We start from the raw sequence: 16281 nt of genomic DNA, 5'->3' as shown, positions 1-16281 counted from the left end.
GCGCTATACCAAGTCCCAACTAAGCGGCGTGCCTGCTTTTATATCTTGTGTGGCGTTTTTTCCCAGCAGATTTTCATAATGCTTCGGCGGCAGCCCCAGGCCCGGTCTGATCACGCGGATATTATCTTTGGTAAATGCTTCGCCTGCTTTGATGTCTTGGGCCGCATAGACAGAGCGCTTGAAAAGGCGGCTTTTTTCCTCTGCCCGCTGCACGCCGTACTGTACCTGCCCCAGCGCCAGCCAGGCTCTTTCCGACTCCACCACCAGCGACTGCAGCTCGGCAGGCTCCAGCGAGAAAGCCGAATCTACGCCACCGTCTGCGCGGCTGAGGGTGAAATGCTTTTCGATAACAGTGGCACCCAAAGCCACAGCAGCCACAGATGCACCAACGCCCATGGTGTGGTCCGAGAGGCCAACTTGTAAGTCATACAAGGCACTTAGGTGCGGGATGGTGCGCAGGTTGGTGTTTTCCGGCGTGGCCGGGTAAGTGGAGGTGCACTTGAGCAGGATCAGTTCCAGGCAGCCTTCTTCGCGCAGCACCTGCACGGCTTCGGCCACTTCCTGCACCGTGGCAGCGCCGGTGCTCATGATCACGGGTTTGCCGGTGGCCGCCACTTTGCGCAGCAGCGGGTGATCCGTGTTCTCAAACGAGGCGATCTTATAGGCCGGAGCTCCCAAGCTCTCCAGGAAATCCACCGCCGATTCGTCGAAGGGGGAGGAGAAGGCGATAAGGCCGCGTTCCCGTGCCCGCTCAAAAATAGGCTGGTGCCACTCCCAGGGGGTATAGGCTTCTTTGTAGAGATCATACAGCTCTCGGCCTTTCCAGAGCGAACCCTCGTCCTCAATGGTGAGGGCACCAGGCAGGGTCATGGTGTCGGCGGTGTAGGTCTGCAGTTTGATGGCGTCGGCGCCTGCGTCAGCGGCGGCGTCTACGATGGCGAGCGCCCGCTCCAGCGACTGGTTGTGGTTGCCTGACATCTCCGCGATGATAAAAGGTTTATGGGATGGGCCGATCATACGGCCGGCAATACTGATATCGTTGATCATGGTTTCTGTTTCTAAACTATGCTCCGGCCTTTGGCTGCCAGACAAAACGGAATGCTTTCGGATGCGCCGGATCGGCCTCTCCATACGCAAAACGGGCTTTTTCAAAAGATCGGACGGAGGCTTTGTGATCCTGCTGCACCAGTCCTTCTACTAGTTGCACATCCGGCCGGTCCTGCAAGAGCTGCTGTATACCTTTGAGCAAAACCGTGTGTCCCAAGCCTTTACCACGATAGTCTGCCGCAATCAGGTAACTGATCGTGGCTGTACTGCCGTTGATGTCGAAGCGAATATGGGCAGTTGGTGTTCCGTCTGCTTCAGCAAGATATAGCATGGCGTCGGGGTTGTCAAGTTTGCCCTGAAACCAGCGGGTGTGATTTTCCAGCAGGATTGGCTCCGGGTTGAAGGAATGCCGGCGCACCTCCGGGTCATTTGCCCAGTCGAAGAGCAGCTGCAAGTCCTCTGGTACAACTTTGCGCAATTTCAGACTTGTAGCCAGGCTGAGGCTTTTGAAAAGCTCCAGCAGTCGCTCGGGGCTTTTGCCGTCGAAAAACAGTCGCTGGGTTAAAATTTGCGCTCTAAAAACCTCTTCGCTTATACCTTGCTGTAGTACTTTTGATAGGCTACCGTAGTCTTGGGCTATACCTTCTGTCGTCAGGAATTGGTGCATACCTGCTTGGTTATCGGCTGTTTGCTTTACAAACAAAAGGCCTCCCACGGCGGCGTATTCATAAGAAATGCCGCTGGCGGAGGTAATGGCAGCCTGGCATTTGGCCATCAGGCGGCGAAGGCTCTCTGCGGAAAGGTCGCGGTGCAGTTTGGCCTGTGGCTGTTCTTTCAGGTGCTGCTTGAGTTCGTGTAATCGGGTATAGGCGCTGCCTACCACTACTTCGATTTGCTTGACGGCAGGTATAGCTTGCAGTGCTTCCAGCGCTTGCTGGGTATGGTTATCCGGATCGGCACCACCCATGCAAACCAGCACACGCAGCTCACCTTCAGGTGTAGCCCTGGCAGCTTTGGCGGCTCTCAGGAAAGCGGGACGGAGCAACGCATAGTGCGGACCGAGCAGCAGTCGGGAATAGGGTGCAGTCTGGTATTTCTCGGGTGAAACGCCACCTGCCTGGTTGATGACTGCATCAGCCGCGAAGGTATAAGCGTGGATATCGTCGATGCAAACCAGTGCTGCGCCGCGGGCTTTGATGTTTTGTTGGTAATTTGTACCAAAGCTATAGCCATCCAGCACCACGATCTCTTCTGCCGAAATATAGGCATCCAGTTCGTGCACAAAGCGATCAGCATCTGGTTCGGCAGGAGGAAGCACGATGATGCCGTCGCATACCTCCCGTATTCGCTCCTGCAAAGCCTGGTCTGGCGATTGAATGGCAAATATGCACTCAAACTTCTGGCGCAGCATGTGCACCAGCGCCAGTGAGCGTGTCACGTGGCCCAGCCCGATGCGGCTGTTGCCGTCTGCCCTGAAAATAATGCGTGTCTTCCTGTTCATGCTATCGTAGTTTTAGCAGCACCCTGGTCAATCCTCCGGACTGCAGCAGTTTCCTGGCAGCTGCCAATTCCTCTTCTTCGGTCACAAAGACCTGTCGCTGCGCATTGGCGGCGTTGATCTCCTGCAGCCAGGGCTGCTCTTGCAGAAGCTGGCCAATCGCCTCGTGTGTGATGGACTGATCCGGTTTCCAGAGCCGCTCAAAAAACAGCGCAGCCAGTGCGTAGTCAGTAGGGTAGTCTACGGTCAGGCGCAGCTGACTGATGCCCGACTCGAAATGCAGGGTCTGATTTATAAAACCGACTTCTTTTCTGATATAAGGCGTCACATGCTCCCGGTCGGCTGTTGCCGTGGACTGGGCAGCGGCTTTTTCCAGCGCTTGTCTGGTAAACACCTCCACGTTGGTACCGAGGGGCAGGCCGGTAGTGATAATATAGTCTGATTCTGTCTGCAGCAGCTGCTCCACCGCCTGATCAATCGTCTCCGGCATCACAAAGGGATTGTCGCCGGTGAGCCGCACGATCACATCCAGCTCGTAGGTATGCGCCGCCTGCCGGAACCTGTCCAGCACATCATCGGCCGAGCCGCGTAGGATGGAAATTTCCCTTTCCTTGCAAAAAGCCTCGATGGCATCGTCTGGGCTTAGGGTGGTGGTAGCGATGATGGTTTGCTGCAGCGATTTCGCCGCACGGGCATTCGTCACCACATGCTCCAGCAGGCAGGTGTTTCCGCTGAAGGGCAGGGGTAGCAGGGCCTTACCGGGCAGTCGCTCTGAGCCCAGACGCACCTGTATGATGGCGCCGACTTTTACCATGCCGTCCAGCCTCCATCCAGCACCATGTTCTGTCCCGTCATAAAAGCCGAGGCGTCTGAGGCCAGATAGACGAAGGCTCCTTTCAGGTCATCGGGTTTGCCGATGCGGTTGAGCGGGTTCTTCTTCTTCAGCTGCTCTACAAAAGTTTCGTTTTGCTGCACCTGCTCGCTCGGGAACGGACCCGGCGTAACGGCGTTGACGGTGATATTGTATTTGCCCAGGTAGCAGGCGAAGTAGCGCGTGAGCTGCAGCACGCCCGCCTTGGCCGCACCGTAGTGCGGCGGGCTCAGGAAAGCCGGACTCTCGTCGTAAATGCTGAAATCGGGGGAAACCATGCCGTACATGGACGACACATTGATGATGCGTCCGCCGTTCTGCTGCAGGTAGGGAATCACCTCCCGGATGCAGCGGTACACGCTGTTGAGGTTGCCGTCGATGCCGTAGGCCCATTCTTCATCTGTGAGCTGCTCCGGCTGCTGTCCTTTGGAGTAGAAGGCGTTGTTCACCAGCACGTCGATGCGGCCCTGCTCTTGCTGCACCTGCTCAAAGGCGGCCGCAACAGTTTTGGTATCGGAGATGTCGCAATAGACGAAAGACAGGTGAAGGTCAGTATATTCGCTGAAAGCCTCCTGAAATTTGGCTTCGCTTCGGCCCAGCACATAAACGGTAGCGCCGGCCTCGGCCAGACCCAGGCTGATGGCGGTGCCCAGATGACCGTAGCCGCCTGTGACGAGGGCCACCTTGTCGGAAAGGGAAAATAAGTCGGTCAGATTGCTGCTCATCGTGTGGACCACTTGTAGGGTAAGAGTATCGTTTCGTTTTCTTCTTTCAATTCTAACAGTTCGGTATGCAGCGCTTCAGGCAGGGTGATATTACTGAAGCTGATGTTCTCCTGCAGTGTCTGCAGGCTCTCCACACCGATCACTACTTTGGAAATATAGGGATTTGCCAGCGCAAAAGCCAGACATACCGCACCGACCGGGAGTTGATAAGCGCTGGTCAACTGCTGCAGCCGCTCCAGTTTGGGCACTGCTTCCTGCAGGTATTGCGGCAGCTTGGTCGGCTGCATAAAGTACAGCCCTTGCAGGTATACAGAGCGGATGTGCGTTTCAATGCCACGGCTTCTCAACTCCGGCAGCAGCTCCTCAAAACGCCTGTCGAAAATACTGTAGGGAAATTGCACCAGATCGATTGGTGCCTCCCGCCGCAGCAGTTCCTCCGCCTCCACCGGATGGTAGAGCGAGATTCCCACCTTCTCCACCTGTCCCGCTGATTTCAGCTCCTGCAGTTCGTCCAATATACCTGGCCTGCCGCTATAACTTGCATAGCTGTGCAACAGGTAGCCATAGAGCTTGTTGACGCGCAGGCGCTCCATAGATTCTTGGAATGCCTGTGCAATGCTTTTATCTGGTTGGTTCGGCGGGTACTTGCTGATGATGCGGTAGGGTGCTGGTAAGGTATGCAGGACGATGCCCAAACATTGCTCGCTGCTGCCGTAGGCGGCCGCCGTGTCCAGGGTGTTTATACCTGCTTTCGCCGCCTCGGCCAGTATAGCTGCTACCTCAGCCTCCGGAATTCGTCCCCGCTGGTTGCTGATGCCGTAAGGGAGCCCGAATTGTGCAGTGCCCAGGACCAGCCTGTTTGTATGTGTCTGACTCGTCAAGCCTATCCTTTGCAAAACTCTTTCACCTTCTCAATCACGAATTGCTGCTCCTCGTCCGTCATGCTTGGGAACATCGGCAGGCTCAGGCAGGCTTCGTAGTAGCGCTCGGCCTTCGGGAAGTCGCCTTTCCTGTGGCCCAGACTGCGGTAGTATGGCATGGTGTGGGCCGGAATATAGTGCACCTGCGCAAAGATCTGGTGTTCGCGCAGGAAGTCATAGAGCCCTTTGCGATCTGCTACCTGGATCACGTACAGGTGGTAGGCGTGGCCAGTCTCACCCGCCTCAGTCAGGGCCGCCGGGTTGGTGCCTAGCACCGCTATACCTGCAGCGCCTGCGAAGGCCTCGTCGTATACCCTTGCGATCTGCCTTCTTCTCGCCATACCCTCATCGGCACGGCTCAGCTGGCTGATACCCAGGGCACAGAGCATGTCGGGAATTCTATAGTTATAGCCCAGTTCCTGCATCTCCATGTACCAGCCGCCGTGGTTCTCCTCCAAAAGGTCCGCCTCGCGTGTGATGCCGTGGGTGCGGTAAAGCAGCAGTTTTTTGTAGAGTTCCTCGTCGTTGGTGGTCACCATGCCGCCCTCGCTCGTGGCGATGTGCTTGACGGGGTGGAAGGAGAAGATGGCCAGTTCGGCAAATTTACCGCTGCCGCAGAACTGCTTCTCGCCCTGGCTGTCGATAAAGAAGCCGCCCGGGGAGTGGGCCGCGTCCTCGATAATCCACAGTCCGTGCTCGTCGGCTAATTGGCGCAGCTCCTCCAGATTTACCGGGTTGCCGGCAAAGTCCACTGGGATGATGCCGCTGTAGTAACCCTTCGGCTTGCCCTCCACCAGCTGCCGCACCTTGGCAATATCGATCAAAGCCGTGGCCGGGTCGATGTCGCAGAACTCGACGGTGCCACCGCAGTAGCGCACGCAGTTGGCCGAGGCCACGAAGGTGATGGGCGTGGTGATCACACGAGAGTTTTCGTTCACGCCCAGCGCCATCGCGCAGAGGTGCAGCGCGGCCGTGCCGTTGCTTACGGCTACAGCGTATTTGGTGCCCACATATCTGGCGAAGGCCTGCTCAAACTCCGCCACCTTCGGCCCCTGCGTCAGGAAATCCGAAGCAAGCGTCTCCACCACCGCCTGTATGTCGGCCTCGGTGATGTGCTGACGACCATAAGGTATAGGGCGCATGTGCTTTTCATTTTGCATGTAAGGAGGTAAAGTTTGGGAGTTAAAGAGTTTAGGAGTTAGAAAGGTAGAAAGTTGAAATGTAGCGACGTTACACCGTAACTTCGTGGTGCTACGTAGTAATTGGCGTACCTCTTGTAAGGACAGGTCCTGACCTGGCCAATCGTGCACCAGAATTCCTCTCTTGGGAGGGGTGGGTTAATCATGCACGAGCAACAATTCAACAATTTAACAACTCAATAATTCATACACTAAAATTCGGATCCACGTGCTGGCGGATCTGATCACGTAACTGCTCTACGCTGAGCCATTCGGTGTTGGTGCCGGAGTTATACTTGAAGCCCAGTTCCACCATTTTACCATTGTGCGCATTCATGAAATCCTCCACTTTCCAGAGCGGCGTGGAAGGCACAATCACGTAGTACTTATCCAACTCCACGGTATTCAGGGAGTCGGTTTCAGTGATCATTTCTTCGTGCAGTTTCTCGCCCGGACGTATACCTACCACCTCTTGTTTGCAGTTCGGACCAATGGCCTCAGCCAGGTCGGTGATCACATAAGAAGGGATTTTTGGTACGAAGATCTCACCACCCCAATGGTGCTCCAGCGCATGGAAAACCAGTTCTACACCCTCTTCCAGGGAAATATTGAAACGGGTCATCTCCGGGTGAGTGATCGGCAACACACCTTCTTCACGCTTCTTTAAGAAGAAAGGCACCACCGAACCACGGGAGCCAATTACGTTGCCGTAGCGAACCACCGAGAACTTGATGTCGCGTTTGCCTTTCATGTTATTGGCAGCTACAAAGAGCTTATCGGAGCACAGTTTGGTCGCGCCGTAGAGGTTGATCGGAGCAGCGGCTTTGTCTGTGGAGAGGGCCACTACGTGCTTCACGCCGGTGTCAAGGGCAGCGTTGATGATGTTCTCTGCACCCAGTACGTTTGTCTTGATGCACTCCATCGGGTTGTACTCAGCGGCAGGCACCTGTTTCATGGCAGCCGCGTGCACGATGATGTCGATGCCCTCACAAGCTCTTTTAAAACGATCGCCGTCGCGCACGTCGCCAATAAAGTAACGAACGGAATTGTACTTGCTGTGCGGAAATACCTGCGACATCTCGAACTGCTTGAGCTCGTCACGGGAGTAGATCACCACCCTTTTTACATCCGGAAAACGGGCATACACCATCTCCACGAACTTCTTTCCAAACGAGCCCGTACCGCCCGTCACGAGTATAGCTTTATTACTTAGGTCTAATGCCATGCTTGTTTTTTACTTAATACCAGGGCTCAGAAACTGTAACCCACGCCAAGCTGCAAGTTAAATATTTAATTGTTGATTGGTAATTGTTAAATTGTTGGATGGATAAATTATTAGTGGCAGGTTGGTTGTTGCATAGGGATGTTGTTATTTGCTGTTTATTATCAGGGGTAATTGTTGATTGTCTAATTGTTGTTTGTGCACGATTAACCCACCCCTGCCCCTCCCAAGAGGGGATTTCGGTGCATGATTCCCAACAATTTATTGCCGGTGCACGGCATTGGGTCGCGACCCGTCCCTACGATTAATAACTCCTAAATTCCCAAACTCTACTGTTTCATGTTGAAAAAAGCTTTTTTCGGGTTGCTGCATACGCTGGGCTATTATTCGCGCTATACCTCGGTGTTGCATCATCCGGGCAAACAGGTACTTTCTCCCGGTTATGTCCTCGACTTTAATGATGTTGAGAAGGCATTCCTGGAGGATTCAGCCCGCAGCTTTAACTACGCCATCGACTATAGTTTGGGCTACAGGCAGAAGGAGCAGTACCTGATTCGGTTACAGCAGGTGGAAGTGCTGGGGAACTCCGGTGCCGTGGTGCTGGACGGAAAGGTCGTGGTGGAGTCGGTAGGAGAGGTGAGTCGGCTGGCCAAATCAGATGCTTTCAAGGAAGTATCGCTGCAGCTGCCTAAAAAGCAGAGCGGGCGCTATACCTCGGTGCTTTTCCTGCCGTGGGCTGACAACAACAATTATCACTGGTTTTTTGATTGTCTGTCGCGCCTATACCTGGTGCTCGAACATACCCAGGAACCGATCAAGGTGATTATGCGACGCGATATGGCCCCTTATCAACTCGAAACGCTGCAATTTGTGCTGATGGACTACCCGCAGGCCAACCTGGTATACATAGGCAAGCACGAGAAATGGCAGGTGGAGGAATTTGTGCTGCCGTCGTTTGTGGCCAATGCGCAAAGCGGATTTCTGCCCCGTGAGGTAGCTGATTGGCTGCGGCAAAAGGTGTGGCAAGGGTATGGTGTACAGCAAAACAGCCCCAAAAGACGTCTCTATATCAGTCGTGCCAAGGCCAAAACCCGTCGTGTGCTGAATGAACAGGAGCTAATTCCGCTGCTAGACAGGTATGGCTTTGAGGTTGTGAGGGCCGAGGAGCTAACTTACCAGCAGCAGGTGCAGCTCTTTTATGAAGCCGAAGCCGTAATTGCCCCCCACGGCGCCGGCCTGACCAATCTTCTTTTCTCGGAGCAATGCCAGGTGCTGGAGTTCCACCCAGCCAACCTGATCAAGACCCACTACTTCCTGCTCTGCAAAGCACTCGGTTTCAGGTATAACGTCGTGGTGGGTACTGTTGGCGGCAGGCTGGAGAATTATACGGTGCCTGTGCAGGAGGTGGAGGCATGGTTGAAAGGCATAGGAATTTAGGTATATTTAGTTAACTTGAAGCTGAATGAAGGGGATTGGTTTTAAGCCACCTCCTTACATAGTGCAGCTAGTGGGAGTAGGTACTCCTGCCAGCAGGTAGTTAGCCAAAATTAGTAATCAATGAAAAAGATGTTTCTTCTGCCCTTAATGCTGGTAATGCTTAGCTGTAACGGCAAGTCTGGAGAACAACCATCAGACTATGGCGAAGTGACTGTAAATGATAATGCTACATCTACTAATGCTAATGAAGAAGCTGTAGAAAAGAATGTATCTTCACTTTATACTTTGGAGTCAGCAACAGAAGAAGACTTTCGCAAGGCAGCTAACGGGAAAACCCACTTCACTATGAACAAAGGTGACGCCCGCAAAGTCAATGGTTCTATAACTCTCAAAATCAATGGCGAGTGGAAATCTATAGAAGCGTTAAAGGACACTCTCATAGGTACAGATGACACAGAACAGGCAGAGTATAAGTATCTAGGTCAAAACAAAGAGCTAAACAAATACTTAATTGCGGGTCACTTCTACGAGCACTATGAAACCTATCTTGTGGACAAGACAACAGGCGAGATAGCCGCAACAGCTTGGACTGAACCTTCTGTGTCACCTGATTTAGGATACTTGGCCAATGTCTCAATAGCGACTGTTATGGACCCTACGCCAAATGGCATCCAAGTATGGAAAGTGACTAAGAATGGGGCAACAACAGCAATTGGAAAATACTTTGAGATAAACCAACAGGACTGGGAAGCTTTCGAAATGAAATGGGAATCTCCAAGGTCAATCATCATCAAAATGATCCCAATGGAACAGTTCGAAATGTTGACGGGAGAGCCAAAACGGGATGACTTCTCTTATCTGCGTCTAACAATAAAATAAAATTGGCTAACACAACACAGGCATCATGTTCGGCTTATGCCTTACCCGTTGCCTGTCCGAACCCGTTCCGAACATCCTCCAACCAACCCATGAAACTACTTTACCTCGCCCTGATCACCACCTTCATAGTCTTCACCGGCTGCTCTACTTCATCTCCCAATTTCCAAAGCATCTACATAAGTGAACTGGAGCACAACCAGGCCATGTATCTCACTAATTTTAAGGAGATCCATGCCATTGTGGAAAGCAAGCATCCTTACCTTAAAAGTAAAGGGATACACCCGGATTCGCTGTTTGCAAAGTACGCAAGCCTAATAACAGAAGTGGAGGATAACACCGCCTATGGTAAGTTGATACTCCGGTATTTTGGCGAGTTGCAGAATGGCCATTCAAGCGTTTATTTCCGGAGAGGCATCATCAACTGCAGTGCAGTCCTGGTAGAAAACCGCTTGTTTATCAGTAGTGTGCGGGATGATCGCTTTGCAGCAGAAGGAATAAAAGAGCAGGACGAGATCATCGGGATAGACGGTATGCCGGTGCTGGAGTGGCTGGAGCAGGAGAAAGCCTATGTATACGCCTCCACAGAGCAGGGAAGAACGACTTTGGCAATTCACAACAACCTTTTCACCAGTTACTTCAAGAACACCCGCCGCTACCTCATAGAGACAGCAGATAGCTTAAAGGAAGTTGCTATCACCTTCGATGATCGGGCTTCTAAATCAGTGCCGGGCTATACCCTGGCTGACGGTAGGAGCATCTCAGACGATGTCGGGTATATTGCCATAAATGGGATGCGGGGCGATGTGGTGGAGCAGTTTCTGCAGCATTACCAGGATTTGAAACACAAGCCCTACCTGATCATCGATCTGCGAAACAACGGAGGAGGAAATTCAGGTTTGGGCGAAAAAATGGCTGCATACCTGGTCAAAAAGAAGCACTGGGCCAGTGTATCACGTAAGTCTTTTAGCCCGGGCCCGAACAGTTACAAGGGCAAATTATTTGTGCTGACGAGCGGCTATACCTTCTCGTCTGCCGAAAGCTTTGCCATTGACCTGTGGGAAGGTGCTGACGCAACGATTATCGGAACGCCAACCCACGGCGACACCGGCAACGGCGCCTCAAACTTTGTAACCAGTCAAGGTATAGCTTTCCGTATACCTACCCGCGAACCAAGGCTTTCTGCCGGCGGCTTCCCGATGGAAGGAAAATCTATACCACCGGCTTACTTGGTGGAGGCTACAGTAGAGGATTTCCTGAAAGGAGAAGACACAGTCCTGAGTTATACCTTGCAGTTGATCGATCAAAAACCGGTGTTATAAGCCAGGAATTGTTAATATCTTAAACCATCACAAACAAACTTTAACATCCTATCACATGAAGTTTCTGAAGATCCTTTACCTCGTATTTGCTGCCGCCATGTTAGTCGATTTAGTCACCTCTTTCTATACTGACCAGGAAGTATTCAGAGTATTTTTCTGGGAGACCAACATCGTGTGGTATCGGATCTATAAACTCTGTTTCCTTTTGTTGGCTGCTGCGGCTTTCTGGGATCAACAGAAGCGTGAAAAATTAAACGAACAGTAAGCTGCCGCTTGATTTTTCAAACAACACTCAAATTTTACGGGGTGTCCGCTATCGAGCAGACGCCCCATTTTTGTATTAAGCCTCTTCCACGAGCCCCAGCTCACGTGCTGAGATTTCCCGCATTTCCACTTTCCGGATCTTGCCGGTCACCGTCATCGGAAAGTCCTCTACAAACTTCCAGTACTTCGGTATTTTGAAGGTGGCTATCTGTCCTTTGCAATAGACCGCTATGTCTTCGGGGGTAGCGTAGAATCCCTTTCGGAGTTTCACCCAAGCCATCACTTCTTCGCCGTATTTGTGGTCGGGCACGCCGATCACGTGTACATCCGAAATGGCTTCGTGTGTGAGCAGAAACTCTTCTATTTCACGTGGGGCAATGTTTTCGCCACCCCGTATGATCAGGTCTTTGATGCGGCCGACCACCTGCACATAGCCTTCTTCGTCCATCACGGCCAGGTCACCGGTGTGCATCCAGCCATTTTGCAGCACCCGTGCCGTTACCTCCGGCATATCCCAGTAGCCCAGCATTACCGAGTAGCCACGGGTGCAGAGCTCGCCCTTCTGCCCACGCGGCACAATCAGGCCTGTTTCCGGGTCCACGATCTTCACTTCCAGGTGCGGGTGTACCTTGCCAACGGTCGAAACGCGCTTCTCCAGCGGATCGTCCAGCTGGCTCTGCGTCGAGACCGGGGAGGTTTCGGTCATGCCGTAGCACACGGTCACTTCCCGCATGTTCATCCGAGACTGCACCTGCTTCATGGTTTCGATGGGGCAGTTGGAGCCGGCCATTACGCCGGTGCGCAGCGTCGAGAAGTCGTATTGAGCGAAGTTTGGGTGTTCCAGCTCGGCAATGAACATGGTGGGCACGCCATACAAGGAGGTGCATTTTTCAACCTGCACGGCCTGCATCACCTGTTCCGGGTCAAAAGTCTCGGCCGGGATTACCATGCAGGAACCGTGCGTAATGCAGGCCAGGTTCCCGATCACCATCCCAAAGCAGTGGTAAAAAGGCACCGGTATGCACACACGGTCTTGCTCGGTATACTTCAGCGTTTCCCCGATAAAGAAGCCATTATTGAGGATGTTGTGGTGGGAGAGGGTGGCGCCTTTGGGCAAGCCCGTGGTGCCCGAGGTATACTGTATGTTGATCGGGTCGTCGAACTGCAAGGTCGCTTCACGCTCCGCCAACTCCTGATCATTCACAGCGCTGCCTGCCGCACTGAACCGCTCCCAGTCACGCTCCATGATCACGGTGCGGGTCGGGTACTCGCAGTCAGGACGGATGTGGTTAAGCATTTCCACATAGTCGGTCTGCCGGAAGTAGTGCGATGCGATGAGCAAACTGATCTGGCTTTGCTTCAGGGCATACTTCAGATCATTGGTTTTGTAGGCCGGGTTAATGTTAACAAGCACCGCACCCACACGGGCAGTGGCAAACTGTACCAGCACCCACTCCATCCGGTTAGGCGACCATATTCCCACGCGGTCCCCTTTCTGAATGCCGTAGGCCATCAGGCTTTTGGCCACTTGATCTACCTGCTCCCACAGCTGTTTGTAAGTAGCGCGGTAGTTTTGCGTCACCATCACAAGGGCTTCGCGGTCGCCAAATTTTTCTACTGTGTTGCGCAAGCTTTGTCCGATGGTTTCGCCGCGAAGGGGCGTGGTGCTTACGCCGTGGCTATAGGAGGGGGTGCTGTTCATGGGGCGTTCCTTTAATATTGCTGGGTATTTGTCAGTTGACTGCGTAATTCATGTTTGAACATTTAAGTTAAAAATCGCCTTCCAGAAAAGCACGTGAAATGTTGCTAATTTGCTATAGCTGGAAAAGTGAAGAGCGCTATACCCAGAACCATGACTTCCGTAGCCGTCTGCAGGTATAGTTTATTGATTGCGGGTATAAAGGATTATTATTTTAATTTTAGAGTGATGGTAGGTGTAGTAAGTTACGAAGGGAGAAACAACTTGGCCATCAGCTTGATCTAAAACCAAACAGATAGTTTTATGAAAATCATATCGCTTGCAGACCATCCGGAATTGATGCAACCAGCTATTCACTATTCCTGGAAGTGCTGGGGCAGCGCCTCTAACTTCAAGTTTTATGAGGACTGCATCCTGCACTCTGTTCAGGATAAGTCACAGCTGCCTATGTTTTATGTGCTGCTGCATGAAGAGCGTATTGTAGGCTCCTACGCTCTGCTCACCAACGACATCATCAGCCGTCAGGACCTGATGCCCTGGCTGGCCTGCCTCTATGTGAATGAAGATCACCGTGGCCAAGGTATAGCCAGCCAGCTACTACAGCACGGGCAGGCAGAAGCCAAGCGTCTGGGTTTCCGGGAGCTATACCTGAGCACAGACCTTGAGAACTTCTATGAACGCAAAGGTTGGCTATACCTGACTGATGGGTATAATGTGATGGGAGAGGCTATTAAGATCTATACCTGCAAAACTGCTCAATCATCTTCAAAATCTTCCTGAGGGGACTATTATACTAAATGCTCCCATAACTATCCGACCCTAACTACAGGCCGCTTACAGGATTGGAAATACGCAGCTTTCCCCGGACTTTCAACCGGAACACAATCTCAAGCAATCTTATTTTATTAATTATACTTTATTAATGATTAATGGAATAATAATTGCTTGCATAGAATATTATGAATACATTGTAATTAACGTTCCACCTCTAATAGAGCCTCATGATGAATAAACTTTACAATTCCGGCCTGATCCTGGCTTGCCTCTCTTTTTCGTTTTATAGCTGCGACTCCAATAAGGAGGGTGAAGTTGTATCTCCTACCCAAGACGAGCTAGAGTACATCGTAATTGACGCCAATACCACTGACCAGCCTGTCCGACCTGATATAAATGCGAATATTGATGGGGCGTTTGCTTACAGAGAAAATCATTATATAGCTCCAGCACCCCATCAGTTTACCATTGACAAAAAATACTTTTGGGCACACTACAGCGGTCAGGACAAAAATGCGCCTGAACTCCCACTTCATGGTAGTAAAGTAAACGGAGAGGCCATGTGCATGAATGGCCTTACAGGCTGCGACAATTTAAAGCCTTCTACTCTCTGGAACTTTTATGGAACGCAGGCGCAGGACAGGAGGCTGAAATGGGAGTATCTCAACAAAGACAAAAGCAAAGGCTTTCGGGTAGAAATGACCAACGTCCCAACGCCTGCCACAGTAGTAGAAGCACCTGTTCGTATTTTGTGGGGGGAAAACATCAATTTTCAATTTGAAAGAAACAGTGCGGCAGATAGTATTGTAATAGCGCTGCTCTTTGTGCCTAAAGACAAGATAGCCGATATACTTCCATTCCCAGTTATTGGAGGTACGCGATCATGGATATTCGCTGCCAAACCTAACGAATCGTCGATTACCATGAAGAAAGAAGTGCTGCAAAGCATGGGGCAGAGATCTGGATTTCCGACTGCAAACGATTCAGTCTTCGTTAATGTAATGACATCCCGCCATGTTATCAAAAATATAGACAACAAGAAGATATTGATCTCCTACACAATAAATGATATAAGTCCTGTCGTGCTGGAAAGAGATGTCGACTAAATCTTAGCAGCCTTTACCGTCAACCGCTTCACCACCTTGGCCAGCTTCTCCGTCAGCGCTCTCCTCGAAAACTGAGAATGGTTGATGTAGGGCAGGTCAAGGTTCGGGTTGATGGACCAGGCTTTGCTCATCAGCATCATGTGGTCGAGCATAAGATCGTAGGCCGTGTAGTGGAACAGGCGACCGGCACCGCATTCGTCAATGATGCGGTCCGTATCGGAGTGTACAGGGCCCAAGCAAACGATCGGTTTGTTTGACGCCAGGTATTCAAACAATTTACCCGGCACATTGGAGTACACGGCGGGTACATCGGCTATGGCCATGAGCAGCATCGTGCTTTCCATCAGGTACTTAATGGCTTCGTTATGCGGCACATGCGGCACAAATTCCGTTATACCTTCCAGTCCGGCCTTACGGATACGCTGCTTCACACCCTCCGACGCTTTGCCCACAAAGCGCAGTTTGTAGTTGATATCGGTGTTAACGGACCTCAGATGCGCGATCGCTTTCAGAAACACATCGATATTGTAATTCTCTGTGATGGTACCGGTATAGGTGATCAGAAATTCGTCCTGCGGTGGGGTCGAGGGGTAGATAAAATCATCCTCGTCATACCCGTTGGGGATCACATGAACCTTATCCGGATCAATATTTACCGGTTTGTTGAGGAAAAGTCGTTTCGTGTCTTCACTTGTCACGATCACGGCATCGGCCCGCTCCAGTACCTGCAACTCGTACTTCTTGTCGATGCGCTTGGCAATCGGGGTATGATAAAGCTGATCGTAGTAATGGATGTTTGTCCAGGGGTCGCGAAGGTCCGCTACCCAGGGCAGCCCGTACTTTTCTTTTAGCTTCAGGCCAATCAGCTGGGTCGAGTGGGGCGGACTGGTGGTGAGGATCGCCTGAAAGCGGCCATCTTGCAGCAGTTCGTCAGCCTTTTTAAGGGCATGTTTGTTCCAGCCCACACGGGCGTCCGGTATAAACAGGTTACCCCGCACAAATTTGAATACCTTATCCAGGAAGCCGGTTTTAGCCTCTTCATTGGCAAAGCCACTATAAGGTATTTCTTTCTTGCCTGAGAGTTTTTTGTAATACTCAAAGGGTTCGGAGGTGGCGGTGCGGTACACGGCTATACCTTCCGGCACTTCTCTCGCAAACGTGTGATCCAGCACCGGGTAAGAGGCTTGCCGCTCATCTACAGTCAGCACACTTGGCCGCACACCCGCCTGTGGCAGGTATTTGCAAAACTTAAGTCCACGCTGCACGCCCGGCCCACCTGAAGGAGGCCAGTAATAGGAGATGTATAGTAAATTGATCTGGTCTGTATTTTCCAAAGCGATCA

15 protein-coding genes are annotated in these 16281 nt (G+C 51.9%); 6 read left to right on the top strand and 9 right to left on the bottom strand.

Annotation, left to right across the window (positions count from 1 at the left end; genetic code table 11):
* Positions 1-3 precede the first annotated feature (3 nt).
* The 7 genes from pseI to pseB all read right to left on the bottom strand — a co-directional run bounded on the left by pseI (position 4) and on the right by pseB (position 7464).
* Entirely contained in the window at positions 4-1047 is a 1044-nt protein-coding gene (gene pseI, locus AC5FXQ_RS06710) for a pseudaminic acid synthase (protein ID WP_493601721.1), read from the bottom strand.
* A gap of 16 nt (positions 1048-1063) precedes the next feature.
* Positions 1064-2548 (bottom strand): UDP-2,4-diacetamido-2,4,6-trideoxy-beta-L-altropyranose hydrolase, encoded by a 1485-nt coding sequence (pseG, locus tag AC5FXQ_RS06705; RefSeq protein ID WP_493601720.1) that lies wholly within the window; start codon positions 2546-2548, stop codon positions 1064-1066.
* A gap of 1 nt (position 2549) precedes the next feature.
* Positions 2550-3359, bottom strand: a complete 810-nt coding sequence (locus tag AC5FXQ_RS06700; protein WP_493601719.1) for a cytidylyltransferase domain-containing protein — start codon at positions 3357-3359, stop codon at positions 2550-2552.
* Entirely contained in the window at positions 3353-4141 is a 789-nt protein-coding gene (locus AC5FXQ_RS06695; protein WP_493601718.1) for an SDR family NAD(P)-dependent oxidoreductase, read from the bottom strand. Before AC5FXQ_RS06695 ends, AC5FXQ_RS06700 begins: the two co-directional genes overlap by 7 nt.
* Entirely contained in the window at positions 4138-5022 is an 885-nt protein-coding gene (locus AC5FXQ_RS06690; protein WP_493601717.1) for an aldo/keto reductase, read from the bottom strand. The genes AC5FXQ_RS06695 and AC5FXQ_RS06690 overlap by 4 nt, the downstream gene beginning before the upstream one ends.
* 2 nt (positions 5023-5024) lie before the next feature.
* Positions 5025-6221 (bottom strand): UDP-4-amino-4,6-dideoxy-N-acetyl-beta-L-altrosamine transaminase, encoded by a 1197-nt coding sequence (gene pseC, locus AC5FXQ_RS06685; protein ID WP_493601716.1) that lies wholly within the window; start codon positions 6219-6221, stop codon positions 5025-5027.
* A 223-nt stretch (positions 6222-6444) separates the two neighbouring features.
* A complete protein-coding gene (pseB, locus tag AC5FXQ_RS06680) occupies positions 6445-7464 on the bottom strand; it encodes a UDP-N-acetylglucosamine 4,6-dehydratase (inverting) (protein ID WP_493601715.1) in 1020 nt (339 codons plus the stop codon).
* A 336-nt stretch (positions 7465-7800) separates the two neighbouring features.
* Between pseB and AC5FXQ_RS06675 the strand changes: the two genes are divergently transcribed.
* The 4 genes from AC5FXQ_RS06675 to AC5FXQ_RS06660 all read left to right on the top strand — a co-directional run bounded on the left by AC5FXQ_RS06675 (position 7801) and on the right by AC5FXQ_RS06660 (position 11361).
* Positions 7801-8898, top strand: a complete 1098-nt coding sequence (locus tag AC5FXQ_RS06675; RefSeq protein ID WP_493601714.1) for a glycosyltransferase family 61 protein — start codon at positions 7801-7803, stop codon at positions 8896-8898.
* A gap of 120 nt (positions 8899-9018) precedes the next feature.
* Positions 9019-9777, top strand: coding sequence for a hypothetical protein (locus tag AC5FXQ_RS06670; protein WP_493601713.1), 759 nt, complete (start codon positions 9019-9021; stop codon positions 9775-9777).
* A gap of 89 nt (positions 9778-9866) precedes the next feature.
* Complete coding sequence (locus AC5FXQ_RS06665) at positions 9867-11096, top strand: S41 family peptidase (RefSeq protein ID WP_493601712.1); 1230 nt, start codon at positions 9867-9869, stop codon at positions 11094-11096.
* 55 nt (positions 11097-11151) lie between these two features.
* On the top strand, positions 11152-11361 hold the full coding sequence (locus tag AC5FXQ_RS06660) for a hypothetical protein (protein ID WP_493601711.1): 210 nt from the start codon (positions 11152-11154) through the stop codon (positions 11359-11361).
* A gap of 75 nt (positions 11362-11436) precedes the next feature.
* Here the strand turns inward: AC5FXQ_RS06660 and AC5FXQ_RS06655 are convergent, their stop codons facing one another.
* Positions 11437-13062 (bottom strand): AMP-binding protein, encoded by a 1626-nt coding sequence (locus tag AC5FXQ_RS06655; protein ID WP_493601710.1) that lies wholly within the window; start codon positions 13060-13062, stop codon positions 11437-11439.
* 300 nt (positions 13063-13362) lie between these two features.
* On the opposite strand from AC5FXQ_RS06655, the gene AC5FXQ_RS06650 reads away from it, so the two are divergent.
* Both AC5FXQ_RS06650 and AC5FXQ_RS06645 read left to right on the top strand, forming a co-directional pair.
* A complete protein-coding gene (locus AC5FXQ_RS06650; RefSeq protein ID WP_493601709.1) occupies positions 13363-13839 on the top strand; it encodes a GNAT family N-acetyltransferase in 477 nt (158 codons plus the stop codon).
* A gap of 221 nt (positions 13840-14060) precedes the next feature.
* A complete protein-coding gene (locus AC5FXQ_RS06645; protein WP_493601708.1) occupies positions 14061-14939 on the top strand; it encodes a hypothetical protein in 879 nt (292 codons plus the stop codon).
* Here AC5FXQ_RS06645 and AC5FXQ_RS06640 read toward each other — a convergent pair.
* The gene (locus AC5FXQ_RS06640; RefSeq protein ID WP_493601707.1) at positions 14936-16273 is read right to left on the bottom strand and encodes a glycosyltransferase family 4 protein; all 1338 of its coding nucleotides are present in this window, start codon (positions 16271-16273) and stop codon (positions 14936-14938) included. The genes AC5FXQ_RS06645 and AC5FXQ_RS06640 overlap by 4 nt on opposite strands.
* Between the last annotated feature and the right edge of the window lie 8 nt (positions 16274-16281).

This window comes from Pontibacter sp. LHS1, assembly GCF_058932855.1.
Note: the sequence above shows the minus strand (reverse complement) of the source record. Positions and strands in the feature narration are given on the sequence as shown.